Annotated in this window: 21 protein-coding genes; 10 read left to right on the top strand and 11 right to left on the bottom strand. The window is 53.5% G+C overall.

Going from position 1 to position 21,150, the window contains the following annotated elements; genetic code table 11:
* Positions 1-6: 6 nt before the first annotated feature.
* Positions 7-408 carry a hypothetical protein gene (locus PXC00_RS01225; RefSeq protein WP_275844621.1) on the bottom strand — a complete coding sequence of 134 codons (402 nt, stop codon included), beginning with the start codon at positions 406-408 and terminating at the stop codon, positions 7-9.
* A 736-nt stretch (positions 409-1,144) separates the two neighbouring features.
* Here PXC00_RS01225 and nagB point away from each other — a divergent pair.
* The 3 genes from nagB to PXC00_RS01210 all read left to right on the top strand — a co-directional run bounded on the left by nagB (position 1,145) and on the right by PXC00_RS01210 (position 4,400).
* A complete protein-coding gene (gene nagB / locus PXC00_RS01220; protein ID WP_275844622.1) occupies positions 1,145-1,897 on the top strand; it encodes a glucosamine-6-phosphate deaminase in 753 nt (250 codons plus the stop codon).
* Positions 1,898-2,061: 164 nt separating this feature from the next.
* Entirely contained in the window at positions 2,062-2,253 is a 192-nt protein-coding gene (locus PXC00_RS01215) for a helix-turn-helix domain-containing protein (protein ID WP_275844665.1), read from the top strand.
* A 128-nt stretch (positions 2,254-2,381) separates the two neighbouring features.
* A complete protein-coding gene (locus tag PXC00_RS01210) occupies positions 2,382-4,400 on the top strand; it encodes a beta-galactosidase (protein WP_275844623.1) in 2,019 nt (672 codons plus the stop codon).
* Positions 4,401-4,466: 66 nt separating this feature from the next.
* Here PXC00_RS01210 and PXC00_RS01205 read toward each other — a convergent pair whose 3' ends face one another.
* The 3 genes from PXC00_RS01205 to PXC00_RS01195 all read right to left on the bottom strand — a co-directional run bounded on the left by PXC00_RS01205 (position 4,467) and on the right by PXC00_RS01195 (position 6,365).
* On the bottom strand, positions 4,467-4,859 hold the full coding sequence (locus PXC00_RS01205; protein WP_275844624.1) for a hypothetical protein: 393 nt from the start codon (positions 4,857-4,859) through the stop codon (positions 4,467-4,469).
* Positions 4,853-5,530, bottom strand: coding sequence for an orotate phosphoribosyltransferase (gene pyrE, locus PXC00_RS01200; RefSeq protein WP_275844625.1), 678 nt, complete (start codon positions 5,528-5,530; stop codon positions 4,853-4,855). The genes PXC00_RS01205 and pyrE overlap by 7 nt, the downstream gene beginning before the upstream one ends.
* Positions 5,531-5,612: 82 nt before the next feature.
* Positions 5,613-6,365 carry a response regulator transcription factor gene (locus tag PXC00_RS01195; RefSeq protein WP_275844626.1) on the bottom strand — a complete coding sequence of 251 codons (753 nt, stop codon included), beginning with the start codon at positions 6,363-6,365 and terminating at the stop codon, positions 5,613-5,615.
* A 195-nt stretch (positions 6,366-6,560) separates the two neighbouring features.
* On the opposite strand from PXC00_RS01195, the gene PXC00_RS01190 reads away from it, so the two are divergent.
* The 5 genes from PXC00_RS01190 to PXC00_RS01170 all read left to right on the top strand — a co-directional run bounded on the left by PXC00_RS01190 (position 6,561) and on the right by PXC00_RS01170 (position 11,799).
* Positions 6,561-6,812 (top strand): hypothetical protein, encoded by a 252-nt coding sequence (locus PXC00_RS01190; RefSeq protein ID WP_275844627.1) that lies wholly within the window; start codon positions 6,561-6,563, stop codon positions 6,810-6,812.
* A 193-nt stretch (positions 6,813-7,005) separates the two neighbouring features.
* Positions 7,006-8,736 (top strand): peptide ABC transporter substrate-binding protein, encoded by a 1,731-nt coding sequence (locus PXC00_RS01185; RefSeq protein ID WP_275844628.1) that lies wholly within the window; start codon positions 7,006-7,008, stop codon positions 8,734-8,736.
* 190 nt (positions 8,737-8,926) lie between these two features.
* Positions 8,927-10,024, top strand: a complete 1,098-nt coding sequence (locus PXC00_RS01180) for a dipeptide epimerase (protein ID WP_275844629.1) — start codon at positions 8,927-8,929, stop codon at positions 10,022-10,024.
* 141 nt (positions 10,025-10,165) lie between these two features.
* Positions 10,166-10,963, top strand: a complete 798-nt coding sequence (locus PXC00_RS01175; protein ID WP_275844630.1) for a serine hydrolase — start codon at positions 10,166-10,168, stop codon at positions 10,961-10,963.
* The gene (locus tag PXC00_RS01170; RefSeq protein WP_275844631.1) at positions 10,960-11,799 is read left to right on the top strand and encodes a C40 family peptidase; all 840 of its coding nucleotides are present in this window, start codon (positions 10,960-10,962) and stop codon (positions 11,797-11,799) included. Before PXC00_RS01175 ends, PXC00_RS01170 begins: the two co-directional genes overlap by 4 nt.
* 45 nt (positions 11,800-11,844) lie before the next feature.
* On the opposite strand, the gene PXC00_RS01165 is transcribed toward PXC00_RS01170, so the two are convergent.
* A complete protein-coding gene (locus PXC00_RS01165) occupies positions 11,845-12,606 on the bottom strand; it encodes a DeoR/GlpR family DNA-binding transcription regulator (protein WP_275844632.1) in 762 nt (253 codons plus the stop codon).
* Positions 12,607-12,751: 145 nt separating this feature from the next.
* A complete protein-coding gene (locus PXC00_RS01160) occupies positions 12,752-13,690 on the bottom strand; it encodes a ribokinase (RefSeq protein WP_275844633.1) in 939 nt (312 codons plus the stop codon).
* 183 nt (positions 13,691-13,873) lie between these two features.
* Between PXC00_RS01160 and PXC00_RS01155 the strand changes: the two genes are divergently transcribed.
* On the top strand, positions 13,874-14,620 hold the full coding sequence (locus PXC00_RS01155; RefSeq protein WP_275844634.1) for a DUF2087 domain-containing protein: 747 nt from the start codon (positions 13,874-13,876) through the stop codon (positions 14,618-14,620).
* 95 nt (positions 14,621-14,715) lie between these two features.
* Positions 14,716-15,282, top strand: a complete 567-nt coding sequence (locus PXC00_RS01150; protein WP_275844635.1) for an NADPH-dependent FMN reductase — start codon at positions 14,716-14,718, stop codon at positions 15,280-15,282.
* Between the two features lie 105 nt (positions 15,283-15,387).
* Here PXC00_RS01150 and PXC00_RS01145 read toward each other — a convergent pair whose 3' ends face one another.
* The 5 genes from PXC00_RS01145 to gtfA form a co-directional block, all read right to left on the bottom strand.
* Complete coding sequence (locus PXC00_RS01145; protein ID WP_275844636.1) at positions 15,388-16,368, bottom strand: carbohydrate kinase family protein; 981 nt, start codon at positions 16,366-16,368, stop codon at positions 15,388-15,390.
* 64 nt (positions 16,369-16,432) lie between these two features.
* Positions 16,433-17,203, bottom strand: a complete 771-nt coding sequence (locus PXC00_RS01140; RefSeq protein ID WP_275844637.1) for an alpha/beta hydrolase — start codon at positions 17,201-17,203, stop codon at positions 16,433-16,435.
* 57 nt (positions 17,204-17,260) lie between these two features.
* On the bottom strand, positions 17,261-18,040 hold the full coding sequence (locus PXC00_RS01135; protein WP_275844638.1) for an alpha/beta hydrolase: 780 nt from the start codon (positions 18,038-18,040) through the stop codon (positions 17,261-17,263).
* A 58-nt stretch (positions 18,041-18,098) separates the two neighbouring features.
* Entirely contained in the window at positions 18,099-19,658 is a 1,560-nt protein-coding gene (locus PXC00_RS01130; RefSeq protein ID WP_275844639.1) for an alpha-amylase family glycosyl hydrolase, read from the bottom strand.
* 15 nt (positions 19,659-19,673) lie between these two features.
* Entirely contained in the window at positions 19,674-21,128 is a 1,455-nt protein-coding gene (gene gtfA / locus PXC00_RS01125; protein WP_275844640.1) for a sucrose phosphorylase, read from the bottom strand.
* Positions 21,129-21,150: the final 22 nt, after the last annotated feature.

Below are 21,150 nucleotides of genomic sequence, written 5' to 3'. Positions count from 1 at the left end.
AGGAATTCAAGCTGTTCCCAGAATACACCTTCGAGTAACAATTTCCGGTTGCGGTATCGTGACTGGAATATTCGTAACCGTCAGAGATACTTTGAATTCGCTGCCAATAAGGGAATAAGAATGTTGCTCACTGCTGCGCCCAGCAAAACGGTAACCTATTTGGCGCATACGGATAGGCGCCGCCCCTGCCTCCGTATAAATATAGGCATCGTCAAACGGCTTAGTAGATCCAACATGGTACTCGACTTTCTGAAAATACGTGCTGCCGTCGCCCTGTGTATGTGCGGCACTGAGGTTAGAACTGGTATGGTAACTGCTTGCATTTGCAAAGGTGGTAAATGCAGCAATTGTACCGACTGCGCAAAGAACACTCATGACTTTTTTAAATTTTTCATTGTAATCCTCCATTTTGCAAAACCAGTTGATTTTTTCTTACCAAACTATTGAGAGGTTGGATAAGAAGCCAGCCCAACAGAATCACCTACTTCCGCTTCTATGGATTATTAACTACCAATATATTACTTAATTTGACCTTTATTGTCAATGTAAAATATTCACTACATTTCAATGTGTTATCTGTGCATGATTTAAAAATTTTCATCTACATTCCATCTATTTAAGGGTGCGTTTATAAAAATTTGATACCCGTGCGGTGCAGATGCACCACGCTGTTTCAAAATCGCAAAGCCGCCGTTTTCGTCTATCTCCCCAAGATTATCCGAAACTTTCTTTTAATTTTTATCATACGTTCACATACCGTACATGTTTCTCCTGTATATTTAAAACTGTTCCAAGGGACAGGAAATGACAAAAGCCTAAGCCCATGAAGCTGTACAATGAAGATTGTGCGCTGCATGACCGATATGAATTACTGCCGGGTGAATGAAGATGGACGGAATACCGGCTTCATTACATGGCAGACTAAAAATTCCCCCAGTGGGGTTTACATAAAAGGCCGAGGTGCTGTTCTGTAGGGCGCACCCCGGCCTTTTTTCTGTTTAAACTGGCGGTCCCTCTTTCTTTAAAAGATATTTCAATTCTAAATAATACATAATAATAATGAATATTGACAAAATAATAATAAATGCTATACTGAAGCTGTAAAGAAAAAATCCACTGCCGTTTCGCAGAAAGGTCGGTTTCTATGAAAATCATCAGCGCACCTGATTATCCTGCCATGAGCCGAAAGGCGGCAAATCTTCTGTCCGCACAAATTATCCTCAAGCCGGACTGCGTGCTCGGTCTTGCCACCGGCGGCACACCGGTCGGCGTGTACCAACAGCTGATTGACTGGTATCAGAAGGGAGATCTTGACTTTTCCAAAGCACACACGGTCAACCTGGACGAGTACATCGGTCTGCCGGTACAGAACCCGCAAAGCTATCGTTCCTTTATGAATGAAAACCTGTTTCAGCACGTCAACATTCCGATTGAAAACACCCATGTGCCCAACGGAACCGCGCGCAATATGGAGGCAGAATGCATTCGCTATGAAAAGCTGATTGAAAGCCTTGGCGGTGTGGATATGCAGCTGCTGGGCATTGGCAACACCGGACACATTGGCTTTAACGAACCAAATGACCGTTTCGACACCATGACGCACATTGTCACTTTAAAGGAAACGACCATTAAGGCAAATGCACGCTTTTTTGACAAGGAAGCGGATGTACCGCAGCAGGCCATCACCATGGGAATCCAAACCATTATGAAGGCGCAAAAGATTGTCCTTGTAGCGAACGGAGAAAGCAAGGCGGAGATTTTGGAGAAATCGCTGTTTGGGCCGATTCGCCCGGAAATTCCGGCATCCATTCTGCAGCTGCACAAGGACGTAACCGTCTTTGCAGACGAAGCCGCACTGGCAGTGATTCGCGAAAAGCATATGCAGTCCATCGACTAGCGGGGAAGCCCCCGCCGGCGATGTGCTGAAGCTCCCAGAAACTTTTCTCACTTCTTTTATAATCTGCGTCAAAGCCACGCAAACACTTCAAGGTTCTTTCAGCAAAAGTTCCGCCCGCCCTTTCAAGGACAGTAGGGTTTGGGGCAACGCCCCAAGGACTTAATCTGCAGGAAGAGCATGACCTAACGCAGGCGCAAATTGGCGCGGCGCTCGGTCTGCCGCAGCGTACTTATGCTTCCTATAAATCCGGTCAGCATATCCTGCCGCCGGAAGTGCTTAGTGCGCTCGCCGATTATTACGGCGTCAGCACAGACTATCTGCTGGGCCGCACCAAAAATCCGCTTACCAACCGGTAAGCGGATTTTTTCGGTCTTTGTGGTAAAAAAATTAGGGTAGATTCCGTAAAGATTGTCCCTTTCTTTTTCGTTTCTGGGTTGTTATAATGAAAGCAGTTTCAAAAAATGCAAATGGAGGATCGTATATCATGGAGACCCTGCTGAACAACCAAATGCTGCACGGCGGCGACTACAATCCGGATCAATGGCTTGACCGCCCGGATATCTTGAAAAAAGATATTGAACTCATGAAACAGGCACACATCAACTGCGTTTCTGTGGGGATTTTTGCCTGGTCCAGTTTGGAACCGGAAGAGGGGCACTACACGTTTGAGTGGCTCGAACGTGTCATTGACTCTCTGTATGAAAACGGCATCTATACGGTTCTTGCAACCCCCAGCGGCGCGCGGCCAGTATGGATGGCGCACAAATACCCCGAAGTCCTGCGCGTTGACGAAACCCTGCACCGCAACCGCATGGGCGCGCGGCACAACCACTGCTACACCTCTCCGGTCTACCGGGAAAAAGTGTGGGAAATGAACCGCCGCCTTGCCGAGGCTTTCGGCAGCCATCCGGGCGTGCTGCTCTGGCACATTTCCAACGAATACGGCGGTGCCTGCTACTGCCCGCTGTGCCAGGCGGAATTCCGCAGTTGGCTCAAGCAGAAGTACGGCACACTGGAAGCGCTGAACAAAGCCTGGTGGGCACCATTCTGGAGCCACACCTACACGGACTGGGCGCAGATTGAAGCGCCAGGCCCGCGCGGCGAACAATTGCTGCACGGACTGGTACTGGACTGGCGGCGCTTTGTGACCTCTCGCACCGTGGATTTCTGCGACTGGGAAAAGCAGGCCATCCGTGCGGGCGGCTCCAGCCTGCCGGTTACAACCAACCTGATGGGCTTCTACTACGACCTGGACTACACCAAGTTCCGCGACGTTCTGGACATTGCTTCTTGGGACAACTACCCCGCATGGCGCACAGAGGAAAACGACGTACAGACTGCCATTCACACTGCCATGACGCACGACCTGATGCGCTGCGTTAAATTTGCACCGTTTTTGATGATGGAAAGCACGCCGAGCCAAGTCAACTGGCGCGATGTAAACCGTCTGAAAGCGCCGGGTCTGCATGAGTTGGCATCGCTGCAGGCGGTTGCACACGGCTCCAACTCCGTGCAGTACTTTCAGTGGCGCCAAAGCCGCGGCGCTTCTGAAAAATTCCATGGCGCGGTGGTAGACCACTACGGCGAAAGTGACACCCGTGTGTTCGGAGAAGTTGCGCATCTCGGTGAACGTTTGGAAGGGCTTGCCGCGCTGTGCCACTCCAATGTCAAGCCGGAAGTTGCCATTCTGTTTGACCGAGAAAACGAATGGGCGCTGGACGCCGCCTGCGGTCCGCGCAACGGCGCGATGCACTATGAGCAGACCATCGAATCCCACTACCAGGCATTCTGGCGCATGGGTGTCGGCGTGGACCTTGTCTGCGAAGCGGACGACCTTTCCGGCTACAAACTGGTGATTGCGCCGATGCTGTACCTACACCGCGCCGGAATCGCCGCCAAGCTGCGCAGCTTCACCGCGAACGGCGGCACGCTGATTGGCACTTACTGGAGCGGTCTGGTGGATGAAAACGACCTTTGTTTTGAGGGAGCTACCCCCGGCGAAGGTTTGACTGAAATTTACGGTCTGCGCACAGAGGAGATTGATGGTCTGCGCGACGAAGACTGCAACCACATGATTTGGAACGGCAAAACCTACCAGCTGCGTGAACTGTGTGAGCTGGAACGCCTCTCCGGTGCAGAACAGTTGGCGTGTTACAGCGATGATTTTTACGCGGGCAAGCCGGCGCTGACTGTCAACCACTTTGGCAGCGGCGCAGCTTACTTTCTTGCCGCGCGTGCGGAAGATGCTTTCTATCATGATTTTTACGGTATGCTGGTGCGGCAGATGGGAATCCGCCCGGCGTTGGGCAGCACAGCCCTGCCGGACGGTGTGACCGCAGGGCTGCGTCTGGCGGCAAACGGTACCTCCTATGTCACCGTACAGAACTTTACCGAGCAGCTGGTCTGCTTTCCGCTGGAAGAGCCGATGAAGAATCTGGAAAACGGTTGTATCGGCGACTCGGTCACCCTGCAGCCTTACGGCATTATGTTCCTGACAAAGTAATCAAAAATCAAAAAGGCTCTGTAAACGGCAGACAGGTCGTTTACAGAGCCTTTTTAGCAATTTAATTTACCGGAACAGTCCGTGCTTTCTTCTGCGGTAACCGTAAGCTTTATCCGCCTGCAGCTCCTCTGTGATGTTCCACGCGGCGGGTTTTTCATCCAGATACAAAGCGCCGTCCTTCAGCGCCGTAATCTGCTGCGGCACGTGCTCCGCAGCAGCGGGCAGTCCCTGCCACTGCAGGCTGCCATCATCCTCCACACGCTCCGCCCAAACGGTGAAAACCAGCCCTGCCGCCTCTCCGTAACAGCTGCGCTCCAACCGCACCCGACCATCGTAGTACAAAAGCAGGCAATCCCGAAACCGCCAGGGGCCGCGGTTTCGTTCGTAGCGGTTTGCAACCGTTTTGCTGCTAAGCAACGTACCGGTGCGCAGCTGCTGCAGTTCCTCCTGTGTCAGCATTCTGCCGCATCCCCTTCCAGACAATATTTTTTCATGTAGGCATCCATCTTCGGCAGCAGTGCTTCATAGCCGCCGTGTGCGGACAGCCACGCGCGGATGTCGCGCACAGTCACCAACGCGTGCACGCGGATACCAAACGCCTCCTGTACCTCCATCACGGCAGTTTTGCCGGGCGTCTGCCCGACTTCGCAGCGGTTCACGGAAATGAACATCTCCCTGCAGGAAATGTCACCGCAGGCTTTCAGTACCGGCATGGTTTCCCGCACCGCGGTACCTGCGGTAATCACATCTTCAATAATTATGACGCGGTCGCCGTCTTTGGGCTTGTACCCAACTAAAGAACCGCCCTCGCCGTGGTCTTTGGCTTCTTTGCGATTAAAGAAATACGGCTTGTCCTCGCCGTACGCGGTGTAAAGCGCGCCCGCGCAGGCGGTCACCAGTGGAATGCCTTTGTACGCCGGACCGAACAGGGCGTCAAAGGAACAGCCGGTTTCGTGCACCATGTCTGCGTAAAATCTGCCCAGACCGGCAATCTGCGCGCCGGTGCGGTAATTTCCCGTATTGACAAAGTACGGTGTGCTGCGGCCGCTTTTTGTGACAAAGTCCCCGAAGCGGAGCACGTCAGCCTGCATCATAAATTCAATAAACTGCTTTTTCTGCTCTGTCAGCATCGCTTGCCTCCTGCTTTCCCGTGCAACGTATTTTTACCATTATACCAGTGCAGGCGGGCGCAGGCAAGGAAATCCTTCGCGGTTACTTCAAAACCGTCAGTTCCGGCTCCTGAATCATCTTAAACATCTGTACGCGATTGCGGATGCCCAGCTTGCGGTAAATATTGAGCACGTGCTTTTTCAGGGTGTTGACACTGATGACCAATTTGGCGCAGATAGCGGCATTGTCCATTCCTGCCATGAGCATACGCAGGATGGTTTCCTCCCGCTTGGTCAGTTCATACCGTGCCGCCGCCTTTGCAACCGTCAGCTTTTTGCTGCCGGCACGGCGGCGCTCCTGATACAGCCGGTATGCCAGATGATCCTTGAGCATATCCAGCAGAAAAATATCGTCATACCGGAAATTGTCCTTACCGATGGTGCGGTAAAAAGTGACAATGCCCAGAAACTCTTTTTCCCGCGCCAGAATCATACGCAGGGAAAAGTGCCAGTTGTTTGGAACAAAAACATTCCGATAGTATTCGGTCTGCACGCGCTTTTCGTCACTAATCATATCCGTCTCGCGGTAAACCATGCTTTTGCCACCGTCCATCACGCTGCGGCTGTACGCAGGGCCGCCGGTCTGCGAAGAGACACTGTCGCAGTTGTAGGTGACCGGCCGCACAAAGTCGGCGCCGCCGCTGCCCGCAAGGAAGAAGTCCGCGCTGTCGAAATCCAAGACCATTTTCAGCTGCTCCAGCAGCATCCGGCGCATTGCGTCGAAGTCCTCGGTTGTGTAGATTTTGTAGATGATGTTGTTCAGTACGAGCCAATCATTTGTTGCCAACTGCTTCATGTCATGCCCTCTCTTTCCGCCGTGTACCCATCTGCAGTAGTTTCCGCATTGTTTTCCTGCAGTGTGTTACCCCAAAAAATTATCTCATAAGAAAAAACAGCAACATTTGCAGATGCCGCTGACACTTTGTTACTTTAGTATAGCATACTCTAAAAGTATCTGCAAACCCTTTCTCCTGAAATTTCATACGAAAAAATGCCGGATTGGTTTGTAAAGAAAAACCGACAGGCAGACACGCGGCAAACACAGGCGCTTGTCACGGCCTTCTTTGCCCTGTTTAGGCGCAGTTCAAGCGCCCGCTTTTTTGAAATATTTTTTGCCCTCCATTCGTTTTCTGCTTTTGCACATCTGCGCGAAGTCACTATTTTTGCAGAAATGCTGTGCTTTTTATGCTTTTTAAAACTCGTCTCTTTCTTGCACTGCTTTGTTTTGCAGGATTTCTTTTGAAAAGCTGCATAAAATGATTGACAAACATAAAAAAGCACGCTACCATATTTATATGCAATGACAGAGACGTCTGCGTGGTGAAAACCCTCAGTCTGTCTCTATTTTTTCTCACTTTACGCTTTACCAAGTTGCTGTGGTAACACAAAATGTGCATATTTTATGCTAAAAAATGCGTATAACGGAGGGCAAAATTATGAAGAGAACGAAAGCGCCAGACACCAACCGCACAGGCAGACCGATGCTGCATCGTGCAGCCGCCCTGCTGCTTGCTGCTGTGCTCGCCAGTTCTTTCACCGGCTGTGGCAGCAGCACTTCCGGCTCCGGCTCCTCTGTGGGCAGTGCTTCCGCAGCCGTAACCAACACCCTGTATCCCGGCACTTCCGCAGCAGATTCCGTCACCTTGAATCTGCCCAATGAGCCGCCGCAGATGAACAGTATGCTGACCACCGACCAGGTTTCCGGCGATGTGCTGCGCCTGACCGTGGCAGGGCTGACCAAGCAGGACAAAAACAACCAACCGCAGCCGGATCTTGCAACCAGCTGGGACATCAGCTCCGACAAAAAAACTTACACGTTTCACCTGCGCAAGGATGCCAAATGGAGCAACGGCGAACCGGTAACTGCTAAAGACTTCGTGTTTGCTTGGCTAAACGTGATGACTGCCTCCACCGGCTCGCAGTATGCTTACATTTTGACTGACAATATCGCGGGCGGGCAGGACTACTATGACGGAAAAGTTTCGGCAGACAAAGTCGGTGTCAAAGCGCTGGACGATTACACCCTAAAGGTGGAGTTCAGCAACCCGATTCCATACGCCCTGAGTCTGATGGCATTTCCGTCCTATATGCCCGTCAACGAAAAGGGCTACAAGGAAATCACCAACGGAAATCCCGACAAGTACGGAAAAAGCCCGGAAACGCTGCTGACAAACGGTGCTTATAAATTGAAGGAATGGACACACGACGACCACATCACTTTGGTAAAAAATTCTGACTATTGGGATGCCGCCAAAACGCCGGTCACCAATGTCAAGCTGTCTATGCTCAAAGACGAAAACGCCATGTTTAACGCTTTCAAAGCCGGCGACACGGATGAAATCAACGTCAACGGCGACCAGATGGCGTCGCTGAAAGCAGAGGGGCAGAAAGTCGTCACCTACTCGGACGGCGGCCTGCAGTACTTGGAGTTTAACACCAAGCGAACCGATCTCGGCCTGAACAACGCCAAAATTTGTCAGGCGCTGGGTATGGCAGTGGACCGCCAGAGCCTTTGCACCGACGTGCTCAAAGACGGCTCCACCCCCGCCGACGGCATGGTGCCGCCCGCCATCACCGGGGTAAACGGCAGCTATGCGAAAGCGCGCGGCTCTATCCTGCCGGATTACAACAAAGACAAAGCCAAAACGCTGTTTGAAGAGGGGCTGAAAGAAGCTGGTTTGAACAAAAGCAGCCTGAAGCTGACCCTAGTCTGCAGCGATGACAGCAAAACCCAGAAAACCGCCGCTTACCTGCAGCAGCAGTGGAGCGACGCACTGGGCATTTCCGTGGAGCTGAAGCCCATGCCGTCCAAGTCGCGTTTTTCCGCGATGAGTTCCGGTGACTTTGAAATGGTCTATACCAACTGGTTCCCGGACTACAATGACCCCATGACCTATCTGGATACGCTGATGACCGGCGGCGGCAACAACGACGGCAAGTACAGCAACACAAAGTACGATGCCCTGCTGAAGCAGGCAACCGCCGAAACGGACACCACCAAGCGCCAGCAGATTCTCATCCAGGCAGAAAAGCTGATGCTGCAGGACTACCCGATTTTTCCGCTGGTCTTTAAGTCCCAGTGCTACACCACCTCCGGCAAGCTGACCGGACTGACCCGCACCGCTTTCCAAGATTTAGACCTGTGTGACGGCGCAAAAGTCAGCTAAACGCTTAGCAGCCATCCGGTTGCTTTTCCCAAATAATCTGCCGCCGCACCGCTGTGCGCTCCGGCAGATTTTTTTACCCGCAAATTCCGCGTGATGCCTTGCTTTTTCCTTTTTAGGGGACTACAATTAAAATGCGCGGAGTGTGCTTTTACTTTGCTTTTTAAACTTCTAACCGAAAGGTCTGTTCTATATGAAAATTGCTTCTATTCACACCTCCGAGTTCCGTGTCGGGTTGCGCACGCCGTTTAAAACCGCCCTGCGCACCGTCCGGGAAATCCACGACGTACTGGTCACCGTAACCACCACCGACGGTCGCCGTGGCTACGGTGAGGCGCCGCCGACCGCGCCCATCACCGGCGAAACCATCGGTTCTATCCGCTGCGCAGTCGAAGAATTTATCCAGCCGGCTTTAGTCGGGCGCGAAATTGAAGATTTGGAAGACACCATGCACGCCCTGCACACCGCCATCCTGCACAACACCAGTGCCAAAGCCGCCGTGGACATGGCCATTTACGACCTGTACGCCCGCAGTCTGGGGGTACCGCTGTACCGCCTGTTGGGTGGAAACAAGAAGGAACTGGAAACCGACCTGACCGTCAGCGTCAACAGCCCCGAAGAAATGGCTGCAGACAGCCTTGCCGCTGTCCGGCGCGGATTTCGGATTCTGAAAATCAAAGTCGGTCTGCAGCCGGAACTGGACCTCGCGCGCATCCGCGCGGTACGTGAAGCTGTCGGCTCGCAAATCGCCATCCGTGTGGACGCAAACCAAGGTTGGAGCCCCGCACAGGCGGTACGCATCATCCGCGGCATGGAGGATGCCGGACTGAACCTAGACTTCGTGGAACAGCCGGTCAAGGCCGCCGATTTGGACGGTATGGCTTATGTGCGCCAAAATGTATCCACCCCCATCCTTGCGGATGAAAGCGTTTTCTCCGCGGCTGATGCCATGGCTGTGCTGCAGAAAGGCGCTGCGGATCTGCTGAACATCAAGCTGATGAAAACCGGCGGAATCTACGGCGCGCTGCAAATCTGCTCCATCGCGGAAAGCTGCGGGGTTTCGTGCATGATCGGCTGTATGCTGGAAAGCAGCCTTGCGGTCAGCGCGGCCGCGCACCTTGCCGCAGGCAAGCGCGTGATTGCCTGCGCTGATTTGGATGGCCCCGGTCTGTGCAAGGAAAATCCCTACCACGGCGGGCCGCAATTTTTGGAGAACCGCATTGTAATGAATGAAAATCCCGGGCTGGGAATTTCACCAAAGTGGGTAGACGAAACAGAAGAAATGCGGTAAAATAAAGCTGAGGTTATTCATAAACTACAATTTCAGGGAATTTATGATTCCTTTATTTGTTTATTTATAAGCAATGAATCCATGTAGTCTTGTGGGTTTATCCATGTCGTCGTTCATATACACGAAAAGGATGTTGTCCATATGAAATCGGAAGAGCTGCGGAAGCAGACTGACACCCTGGCAAACGCCGCCCACGCACGCGTTTCCTTTCTGGTGCAGGAGCTTTCTCAGGCAGAACCGCTGCTGGCGCGTGATGCCCAGCGGAAGCTGGTTTCTGCCAGCACCATTAAAATACAGATTCTGCTGACCGTTCTGCAGCAGATTCAAAGCGGCCGCTTCTCCCTGCAAACCGCTGTGCCGATTAGCTCCGCGGCAATTTTGCCAGACAGCACCGCCTTTGACCGGCCGGTTCGTGAGGCAACAGTTGCGGAACTGCTGTTCTGGATGATTGCCATCAGTGACAATACCGCAACCAATCTGCTCATCCGTCTGGCGGGGATGGACGCGGTCAATGCATACTGCCGGGAGGTTCTGCACTTAACCGACACAGTTCTGGAACGAGAAATGCTGGACTGGCGCGCTGTGCAGCAGGGCCGCAACAACTACACCACCCCGCGCGATATGCTATGTACATTCCGGCTGCTTACACAGCAACGGATTCTGACCCCGCAGCTGTGTAACTATGCGCTTTCCCTGCTGGCGCGCCAGCAGGACAAAACCGTTGCATTCCGGTACATTTGGGAGCCTCTGCAGACCGCACACAAAACAGGCGGTCTGGATGTGGAACTGGACCATGACACTGGCTTGCTTTTCTGGAAAAACCGTACTTTCTTTTTCGGCTTCTTCACAACCGACGGCACCTCAAACCGTGAAAACCAGCAGCTAATCGGGCGGCTGTTTCGCCTGCTCGTCGACTATCTGAAGGAAGAGGAAAAATGAACACCGTATTTGTCAACAGCATGACCGATCTTTTTGATCAGCCCAACAGCACAGAACGGGTGGATCAGGCTCTTTGCGGAACCACCGCGAATATTTTGGAACAAAGCAGCGGGTGGTACTACCTGGAAACCTGCTATGGCTACCGCGGCTGGGTGCAGAAATCCCGGATGCGCCCCGTTGCCAAACGCAACACCTGGGATTTAGCTCCCAAGCTGATTGTGCTGCAGGCCATGGCTGATGTCTTAATCGAACCGCGCGTGCAAAGCGCCTGCCTGATCACCGCTGTGCGTGGATGTATTTTGGGTCAGTTCGGCGCCGTTTCGCAAAACGGCTGGCAGCATGTCTGCCTGCCGGGCGGAGAGGCAGGGTGGATTCCGGCCGCTTTTCTGTCTAAAATGCCGAAAATTGACGGCGTTTCCGAAAAGGAACTGCGCGAACGTGTGACCCGCTCAGCGCTTTCTTATCTTGGCACCCAGTACCGCTGGGGCGGCAAAAGCCCCGCCGGTATTGACTGCTCTGGTCTGGTACAGATGGCCTACCAACTCAACGGCGTGTCCATATGGCGTGATGCTGAAATCAAGCCTGGCTTTGCCATACACGAAATTGATAAAAGCCAAATGAAGTCCGCTGACTTGCTGTATTTTCCCGGCCATGTGGCGATGTACCTCGGCAACGGAAAATTTGTGCACGCCACTGGCCACATCGGCGACAACTGCGTTACCATTAGCAGTTTAGACCCTTATAATGACATCTATCGCAAGGACCTGGCAGAAAACATCACCGCCGTCGGCAGCGTGTTCCCGCTGACCAAAGCCGCAGCTTTTACCATTGACTGAACCGATTATCTTATAAAAAAGGCTGCCGCGGAAGGCAGTCTTTTTTTATAAGATTTCAACGTTTGCGGCACGCAGGGCATTGACCGTGCCCTCATCCGGCACCGTATCGGTAATAATCGCGTCAATGTCATCAAAATGCGCAAAGCGGAAGGAATCATTGAAGTAAAACTTGTCCCGCTCCATGACAATGTACTTGTGGCGGCTGCTGGACAGCACCGCACGCTTGGTCAGACCGTCCTCCACCCCCAGCGTGGTAATGGAGCCGTCCACCATATCAACGCCGCAACTGCCCAGAAACGCGCGGTCAAAGCTGTACTGCTTGATGACGTCGATGGCCGCCGCACCGAAAAAGCCATTCACCGTGCGCACCATGGTGCCGCCGGTGCCAATTGCCGTAATATACGGGCTGGCGGAAAGCGCCTGCAGAATATCAATCATATTAGAAACAACCACCAGCCGCCTGCCACTGCCTGCCAGCAGCTTTGCCAACAAAATGTTGGATGTAGAAACATCCAAAAAGATGGTCTCATCCTCACGGATGCAGTCGTATGCCTTTTGGGCAATCATGCGCTTCTGGGAAACATTTACGCTGCGCCGATCCACAAAATCCCGGCTCAGGGGAAAATCCTGCGATAAAATGGCGCCGCCGTAAGCCCGGCGCAGCTTCCCCTGATTCTCCAACACTTTCAGGTCCTTCCGTATACAGTCGGCAGAAACCTTGAACTTTGCACTCAAATCCTTTACCTTTACCGTTCCCTGGTCACGCAGGCACTGCATAATTGCATCCAGCCGCTCCTCAGTAAACACGCTCTGTCCCCCTTCTAATCTAAAATTGCATTTTTTTCGCGACAATCATTCACGTTTAATCATATCACATTTTTTTAAGATATACAATTCCTGCAAAAAATTAGGATTTTATAGAGTGGTTTTATTCATGTGTGTCAAATCATCCTTACAAAGTTGTCGACTTTTCCCTATGCCCGGTCAAATACCGCTGCACCTCAGCCCGCGTGGGAATCGCCTGCTGCGCACCCACACGCGCAACCGTAAGAGCTGCGGCCTGCGCCGCAAACACCATCGCCTGCCGCACAGTCCCGCCGCGCAGCAGTTCTGCGGCAAGGGCACCGATAAAGGTATCGCCGGCACCGGTTGTATCAACGGTCTGCGGTGCCGGTACGCACGGCTGAAAAAATGTTCCCTCCGCACCACTGTACAGGCTGCCCTTTTCTCCCAATGTAATGACCACGCTTCGGCAGCCGCTGGCGTGCAGCCGCGCAAACGCGCCTCCACACGCCAGCGGTGTTTCCGGACAGACGCCGGTGTAAAAGGCACACTCCGTTTCATTGACAACCAACAGGTCTGTGCTGTCAAACACATCCTGCGAAAGTTCCCGCGCCGGTGCCGGATTCAATAAGGTGTAAAGTCCCTGCTGCTTTGCCGTACAGAGTGCCGCCTGCACGGCGGCACTGCCACACTCATTCTGCGCAAGGAAAAAGCCGCCGTCCGGCGCGTTTTCCACCACCAGCCTGGCCGCCTGCTGTCCGGTGAGTTCCAGGTTGGCGCCCCCGCTGACAGCAATGCGGTTTTCCGCACCCGTTCGCGTGATGACCGCCACACCGGTCGGCTGCACGCCGCGCACCACCTGCGAGCAGTCCACACCGCTTGCCGTTAAAGTCTGCAGAAGCTCTGCGCCGAACGCATCCTGCCCTACACAGCCGAGCATGACGGTCGGTGCACCCAGACGTGCCGCCGCTGTGGCCTGATTGCCGCCTTTCCCGCCCGGATTGGTAAAAAAGTCATGCCCCTGCACAGTTTCCCCCGCCTGCGGTGCTTCCGCACAGGAAACGCACAAATCCATGTTCATGCTGCCAAATACCAGTACTTTTTTCACAAAAGCGCCCCCATTCCTGCTACAGCCTACCACTTTCCGGCAGCACCGGTCAAGTCTTTTTGCACGCAACCCGATCCGCTGCGCCTGTTTTTGCTATTCTTACACAATACGAATTATTGTTGACTTTTTAAATAATCTTTTTTATAATATGATTATTCAATTTATAAACGCAAGGAGAATATCATGCAGTCTTACGAAGACGCGACATTAACGGAACTTCAAAACGGATATATCCGCGGTACGGACGGTGCGCTAATCTGCTTGTCCTGCGGCCAGCGCTTTGAAACAGGGGAAGTCTACCCCTTTGGCGAACATTTTTACACTGCGGAACGCGCCCTGCAGCAGCACTTACAGGAACAGCACGCCGACCGCCTGGAAGAACTTCTGCGTGGCAGTTCGGAAATTCTTTCGCTGACAGACAAGCAGAAAGAACTGCTGACCTTGTTTTATAAAGGGTTGTCCGACAAAGAAACCGCAGCGCAGCTCAGCATTTCTCCCTCCACCGTTCGGCATCAGCGCTTCATGTTTCGCGAGCGCGCGAAAGCCGCCAAGCTTTATCTGGCTGTATGGAGTCTGGTGGAGGAGAGAAAAAACAAACAGCAGGCGCAAATCCTGCCTGTACACAAGGGGGCCATCATGGTAGACGATCGCTACAATATTACTGAAACAGAATACGAGAAAATTCTCGGCAACGTTTTCGAGAGCTTGAAACCGCTGAAATTGAAAATATTTTCTGCAAAAGAAAAGAAAAAGATTGTGATTCTGCGCAAACTTGCAGAACAGTTTGAAGTGGGACGCAACTACACGGAAAAAGAAGTCAATGATATCCTTGGGAATATCTATGCAGACTACGCAATGCTGCGCCGCTACTTGATTGAATACGGTTACCTGGAACGCACCAGGGACTGCAGCCGTTACTGGCGTAAATAAAGCAAAAAACGCACCGGCGCGGAATTTCCTTGACGAACGCCTATGAAATCGGTATACTAAAGCCAATACAAAAATAAAAGCAAGGAGGCTCTATCATGAAGGAAAAAAGCATCGGTGTTTTCGTCGGAAGTTTAAGAAAGGCATCTTATAACCGCGCGGTCGCAAAGTACCTGGAAACTCTGGCGCCGGAAAATTTTAAAATGCGGGAAATTGACCTTTCCGGGCTGACCATGTTCAACCAGGACTTTGACGACGAGGGCACCACGCCTGCCGCCTGGACAAAGTTCCGTAGCGAAGTAAAAGCACTGGACGGCTGCCTGTTTGTCACGCCGGAGTACAACCGTTCCTTTCCCGCCGTGCTGAAAAACGCACTGGACATTGCCTCCCGCCCCTACGGTCAAAACGTATGGGATGGCAAGCCTGCCGGCATCATCAGCGTATCGCCCGGCGGCATGGGTGGCTTCGGGGCGAACCAGCAGCTGCGCCAGCCCCTTTCCTTCCTGAACCTCCAGCTTTTGCAGCAACCGGAAGTATACCTGGGTCACGCAAACGCTTTTTTGGATGAAAACGGTCAGATTACAAATGATTCTACCAAAGCTTTTTTGCAGCAGTACCTGAATGCTTTTGTTGACTGGGTAACGTTCCTTTCTGAAAAACACTAAGCACACAGAATTTACAAATAAAAAAGGCGCCTGAAACGGGTTTGATAACTCCTGTTTCAGGCGCTTTTTTATCTGTACCGTTCGCTTTGCGCTGCGCCTGCAAACTCAGAAATTTGCCTGCAGCAGCGGAACCGTTTGGCGGCAGCGCTCAACTTCTTCCAAGGTCGGCATTGCCGGAATAGCGCCGCTCTTGACCGTTGCCATAGAACCGGCCGCATTTGCAAATGAAACGATTTCCTCCAACTCTGAAACCGGCAATGCCCGGATTTCCTGCAAGGCTTTGCCCTTCAGGCGGAAAAGCACCGCCCCAAAGAAGGTGTCGCCCGCACCGTTGGTATCCACTGTTTTCACATCGTAAGTCGGCAATGTGCCAAAAGCATCTCCCAGCAAATAAAAGGCGCCCTTCGGCCCCAGTGTGACCAGAACCAGCGTCACGCCCAGCGCCTGAATCCGGCGTGCACCCGTCAAAAGATCCTGCTCGCCGGTCAGCATCTCCATTTCCTCCTCGGAAAGCTTCACTAAATCGGCAAGCGGCAGCGCCGCGCCCATCTGCTCTTTGGCTTCCTGCTCGCTTTTCCAAAGCGGCGCGCGGTAATTCGGATCATAGCTGATGACCGCACCGGCTTCCTTTGCGGTTTTCACCGCATACAGCGTTGCGGAGCGGCTTGGCTCATCGGTTAGCGAAACGGAACCGAAATGCAGCACGCCGGTGTTGCGCAGCAACTCCGGCTTAACTTCTTCCGGTTTCAGAAGAATATCTGCGCCCGGGTTCCGGTAAAACGCGAAGGAACGGTCGCCGTGCGCATCCAGCTGCACAAACGCAAGCGTTGTGTGTACCTGGGAACTGAACACCAGATTCTCGGTACAGATTTGGTTCTGCTCCAGCGTTGCTTTTAAAAATCGGCCGAATCCGTCCGCCCCAACCTTACCGATAAAGGCAGTCCGACAGCCCAAGCGGCCTGCCGCCGCCAGCACATTGGCGGGTGCGCCACCCGGATTTCTCGCAAACAGCGCATTGCCGGCCTCATTGCTGCCTGCCGGTGTAAAATCAATCAGAAGTTCGCCCACTGCTGTGATGTCAAACATTTTCCCACTCCCTGCTGCATTCTATTTTTCATCCGTATCATTTTCTCACTTTGCCACTGTCCCGTCAAATCTTGTGCAGCGGAAGCGGCGCATAGGCATCCGTGCGCACCTCTTTTTTCAGCCAGTCCAAAAAGCGCACGATTTCCATATCCCAAAAACGCCACTCATGCGCATAACCCGGCACCGCGTGCCAAACGTGTGGCACCCCTCGACTGGCAAAGGCTTCTTCCAGTTCCCGATTATCCGCAAACAGCGAATCCTCCGTGCCGCACGCCAGATACGCCTGCGGCATCTTCCCGCCGGCTTTCTGCAGTCCATCCAGCAGGGCAAGCACATCCGGCGCGCCGGAAATCTCCTGTGATGCCGTCACCGTGCGAACTGGCGAAGAAAACGCGCCGAACGCCGCATACTGTGCCGGACAGCTGAGCGCGTGAATCAGTGTGCCGTAGCCGCCCATGGAAAGACCGGCAAGGTAGCGGTCCTCCGGACGATCTGAAATCGGGAAGTTTCCGCTGACAAACTCCGGCAGTTCCTGCTCCAAAAAGTCAAAATAGTTTTCGTGGTTCGGGCAATTGAGGTAAAACCGATTGCCGCAGGAAAAAGTCACAACAGCAATCTGCTGTTCTTCCGCCAGACGGCCGATGCCCGTGTAGCGCAGCCACGACTGATAGTCGTTCCCTTTGCCATGCAGCAGGTACAAAACCGGATACTTTGCGCGCGGCGTGTGACACGGATTGTCCGCAAAGTCACAGGAACTCAGTGTGGGCAGCGTTACGGTGATGTTCACACCGTGTTCCAAAGAATAAGACACAAAATTGCACTCTAATAATGCCATGGTATTCTGCTCCTGTTCCGCCTCGGTTTTGCCGAAGCAATTTCCTTTTTTACAGGCTCAGTTCTTTTTCGGCTCCCCCAGCAGGACTTTCAGCGCACGCTCTATATAGCAATCCCAAAACGCCCAATTGTGTTCGCCGGGTCCTTCCTCATAGGTAAAGTCAAAGCCCAGTGCGCGCAGCCGGTCACGCATCGCGCGATTCGGGCCGAGCAGGTCGTCCTCTGTACCGCAGGCAAGGTAAATGCGGGGGCGAGGTTTGTCGGAACGGGCAAGTCTTTCGGCAAGCGCTTCGGGGTCGCAGTCGCCGCCGCGCAGCTTAGACAAATCGCCAAACACGCTTTCATAGAACGAATAGCCTTCTATATTGTCGTGCTCCCCCGGCTGCAGCATCAGCACGCGATCCAAAATGAAGCCGGAAGAAAGCGCAATGACGGAGCCGAAAACCTCCGGGTGGCGCAGACCGTTGTAAAACGCACCGTAACCGCCCATGGAAAAGCCGCCGAGCATGGTGTCCTCCCGCTTCGCGGAAAGCGGAAACAGCGCGCGGGTAAACGCAGGCAGTTCCTGTGTCAGAAACGTGGCGTACCGTTCCTCTTTCGGGCCGTTGTCCGTGTAAAAGCTGTTGTCACCGGAGGGCATAACCACAGCAATACGGTACCAGTCCGCCAGCTGCTGAATCCGCGTGTTGTACAGCCAGTCGGTGTAGTTGCCTGAATAGCCATGCAGCAGGTACAGCGTGCGGAACGGTTCTGTGCTGCCGTCCTGCCTGCGCTGTTCCATGGGGAGAACCGCGTAAAACGGAACAATTTTCTTTAAGGATTCCGACAAAAAATTCACTTGTGCAACCGCCAATACAGTCAACCAGCTTTCTGTAAAAATCAGGTTTGTGCCGGTGTCACTCCGCCGCGTCTTCCTGCACCACGGAAAAGGACTGCGGCGGCACCAACACGCTGTCCGCCGTCATTTTTACCGGCGTGCCGATGGCGTACAGCAGACTGCCCCGCACCTGTACCGGCGCAGCCGCCACAGCCGCCGACGGGTTCAGCAGAAAGACCAGACTGCCGCGCCGGTAAACCAGCGGACAGCCCCGCTTCTGTACGTACAACACCTCAAACGGCGCATCCGCGCTGAGCTGTGCGTACTGCGCACGCAGGTGCAGCAGGCTGCGCACCGTTTCATAAAGGGACTCTGCCTGCCCCGCCTGTGCTTCCACATTCGGCGCATCCGGCGCGTCATCCACCGGCAGGTACAGCTTTGCGGCAGGCGCTTCTGAAAAACCGGCATTCTGCCCGGCGGTCCACTGCATTGGCGTGCGGGTGCCCGTGCGGCGGTAACCGCCCTCTTTACTGACCATGCCTTTCCGGTAGCGCATCCCGACTTCGTCCCCGTAATACAGGAATGGGACACCCGGCAGGGTAAACAGAAACGCATAGGCCAATTTGATTTCCTGCGGTGTCAGGCTTCCACCCAAACGCTCGGTGTCGTGGTTGCAGGTAATCAACCCAATGTAACCGCGGTCTTTAGTGCTGCGGTACCGCTGCTGAAATTCCTCCAGAAACGGCAGAACATCGCCCCCACCGTCCCTGCAAAAGAAGCTGTTCGGTTTTCCGCCTGCTTCGTCTGTGTCCCGCAGCAGGCGGTAGTATCCGTTGCCCTTTTCATTGAGGAAAAAGTCGCAGTGAAATCCGGCGGGCAGCGCCTGCTCCGGCTGACTCCACTCGGAAACCAGTGCCGCCTGCGGATAGGCAGTGTCCAGCATTTCGCGCACATTCCTCCACAAAGCACCAGTTGCCGACTTCTGCTCATCATCGTTTTTGACCAGAGAGTTTGCCATATCCACACGGAACCCGTCACAGCCGCGATCCAGCCAAAAGCGCATGACGTCTTTCATCGCCTCACGCGTTGCCACGCAGGCCGGGTGCTCCGGCGGCATCTGCCACGCCTCGGTACGCTTGGCAAACCCGTAGTTTAGCGCCGGCTGGGTACTGAAAAAATTCACCAAGTAGTTGCCGTCACGCTGAGAGCGGCCGCTGATAAAATGATAGCCCACCGGGTAATCCCAAACGCCCTCAGTCCAAACATAGCGGTTTGTAAACTCGTTTTCGCGGGCAAGGCTGCTCTGCCGGAACCACGGGTGTTCCTCTGAGGTATGCCCCGGCACCAGGTCGAGCAGCACATGCATCCCCAGCGTGTGCGCGGTTTCAAACAGCCGGATCAGGTCTTCGTTGGTTCCGTAGCGCGGCGCAACCTTTTTGTAGTCCCGCACATCGTAGCCCGCATCCATAAAGGGAGAGTCGAAACAGGGGTTTATCCATACGGCATTGCAGCCCAAATTTCGGATATACGGCAGCTTTTGGGTAATTCCGTTGATATCCCCGATACCGTCCCCGTTGGTGTCCAGAAAAGACTGCGGGTACACCTCATAAAAGATTGCTTTTTTGAGCCACTCCGGCATAGTCATGCCCTCCTGTTAGTCGTTGTCTAAATCGATGGTCGTTTCACAGCCCTGCGCGTCCCGCGTGGTAATGACGAATTTGCGGCTGGGAAGATCCGCGTGCAGAACTGCCTCACAGCCGTGCGCAGTCCTATGAATTTCGATGGTATGGTCATCGGTATCTGCCAGTGTGCACGCGCCGTCAAACGCGGGACAGCTGTTGCGAAAACGCATCAGGCTGCGCAGCCGCCGCACCACCGGGCGCTGCATCGCGGTGTCCACTTCTGCAGTCGTATAGTTATGGCGGTTAATATCGCGCCCCTGCTTGGTCTTTTCCAGAAGCGCAATATCATTTTCACCGGCAAGCATTCCTACATAATACACCTGTGGCACCCCCGGTGCAAAGAACTGCAGGGCGCGCGCCAGCAGGTACGCGTCATCGTTGTTGCCCAAAGCAGAGTAATAGGTGCAGTTGATCTGATAGATGTCCATGTTGTGGTACAATTCGGAATTATAAACGCGTTTCACGTGCGCACCCTGCTCAAACAGGCAATTCTGCGTTTTTTCCACCTGTTCGTCCGTGAGCAGGTCTTTTACGTCCACCACGCCGATACCGTCGTGGGTATCCAGCGTGGTAAACTGCCTGCGCGGGCAAATGGTCAGCCAATGTTTCAGCGGAGCGGCGTCGTGCAAGTACAGGGTGTAAAGCACCAACATGGGCAGTGCGAAGTCGTATACCCAGTAACCCTTTTCGGCAAGCTTGAGCTGAATGGTGTAATGCTCATGCATTTCCGGCAAAATCATGCGCCCGCTGTCGTCCAAATCCTTTTGAACAGAAGAAAGGATTTCCCAGATTTCCGGCTCGACAAAAAAACACTTGGTTCCCCTCTTCTTTGCCGTGTACGCGAAAGCGTCCAAACGGATAATCGCCGCACCGCGCGCCGCCAAAAACCGCAGCGTATCGCGCACATAGCGCCGGGTGACCTCACTCTGAAAGTTCAGGTCAATCTGCTCATCATCAAAGGTGCACCAGACCTTTTCGCTGGTTCCGTCCGCAAAGGGAACCTCCACATACGGTGCGCGCGGCTTGCGTTTGTAGATGCGGTCAATGTCCGTTTGGGTCGGCTCGCCGCCGGGCCAAAATTCCTTGTAGCGAATAAACATATCCCGGTAGGGAGATGCGTCCTTCTTTGCCGCAAAGTCCTGAAAATATTGGGACTGGCGGGAGATGTGGTTAATCATAAAGTCAAACATCAGGTAGTATCGCTCAGACAAGCGCCGAATGTCCTCCCAATCCCCGAAAGCCGGATCGACAATGTCGTACCGAACCGGTGCGAACCCGCGGTCTGCAGAAGAAGGAAAGAATGGAAGGATGTGCACGCCGCCGACCGCCCCTTGATAATGTTTTTGCAGGACGCTGTCCAGTTCCTTGAGGTTTTTTCCCATGCTGTCCGCATAAGTAATCAGCATAATTTGATTGTTAAATTTCATAATGTTTTAGTCCTTGCTATAC

It is taken from the genome of Caproicibacterium argilliputei (genome assembly GCF_029211325.2).
GTDB classification, from domain to species: domain Bacteria; phylum Bacillota; class Clostridia; order Oscillospirales; family Acutalibacteraceae; genus Caproicibacterium; species Caproicibacterium argilliputei.
The sequence above is the reverse complement of the archived record's forward strand: the minus strand, read 5'-3'. Positions and strand labels throughout refer to the sequence as shown.

Coding starts and splice junctions, on each gene's coding strand:
- PXC00_RS01205 (WP_275844624.1), bottom strand. CDS start 4,859: ATGCTGACACAGGAGGAACTGCAGCAGCTGCGCACCGGTACGTTGCTT.
- PXC00_RS01145 (WP_275844636.1), bottom strand. CDS start 16,368: ATGTTTGACATCACAGCAGTGGGCGAACTTCTGATTGATTTTACACCG.
- PXC00_RS01195 (WP_275844626.1), bottom strand. CDS start 6,365: ATGAAGCAGTTGGCAACAAATGATTGGCTCGTACTGAACAACATCATC.
- PXC00_RS01150 (WP_275844635.1), top strand. CDS start 14,716: ATGAAGGAAAAAAGCATCGGTGTTTTCGTCGGAAGTTTAAGAAAGGCA.
- PXC00_RS01130 (WP_275844639.1), bottom strand. CDS start 19,658: ATGCCGGAGTGGCTCAAAAAAGCAATCTTTTATGAGGTGTACCCGCAG.
- PXC00_RS01180 (WP_275844629.1), top strand. CDS start 8,927: ATGAAAATTGCTTCTATTCACACCTCCGAGTTCCGTGTCGGGTTGCGC.
- PXC00_RS01175 (WP_275844630.1), top strand. CDS start 10,166: ATGAAATCGGAAGAGCTGCGGAAGCAGACTGACACCCTGGCAAACGCC.
- pyrE (WP_275844625.1), bottom strand. CDS start 5,530: ATGCTGACAGAGCAGAAAAAGCAGTTTATTGAATTTATGATGCAGGCT.
- nagB (WP_275844622.1), top strand. CDS start 1,145: ATGAAAATCATCAGCGCACCTGATTATCCTGCCATGAGCCGAAAGGCG.
- PXC00_RS01225 (WP_275844621.1), bottom strand. CDS start 408: ATGGAGGATTACAATGAAAAATTTAAAAAAGTCATGAGTGTTCTTTGC.
- gtfA (WP_275844640.1), bottom strand. CDS start 21,128: ATGAAATTTAACAATCAAATTATGCTGATTACTTATGCGGACAGCATG.
- PXC00_RS01140 (WP_275844637.1), bottom strand. CDS start 17,203: ATGGCATTATTAGAGTGCAATTTTGTGTCTTATTCTTTGGAACACGGT.
- PXC00_RS01210 (WP_275844623.1), top strand. CDS start 2,382: ATGGAGACCCTGCTGAACAACCAAATGCTGCACGGCGGCGACTACAAT.
- PXC00_RS01170 (WP_275844631.1), top strand. CDS start 10,960: ATGAACACCGTATTTGTCAACAGCATGACCGATCTTTTTGATCAGCCC.
- PXC00_RS01155 (WP_275844634.1), top strand. CDS start 13,874: ATGCAGTCTTACGAAGACGCGACATTAACGGAACTTCAAAACGGATAT.
- PXC00_RS01185 (WP_275844628.1), top strand. CDS start 7,006: ATGAAGAGAACGAAAGCGCCAGACACCAACCGCACAGGCAGACCGATG.
- PXC00_RS01190 (WP_275844627.1), top strand. CDS start 6,561: ATGCCGGATTGGTTTGTAAAGAAAAACCGACAGGCAGACACGCGGCAA.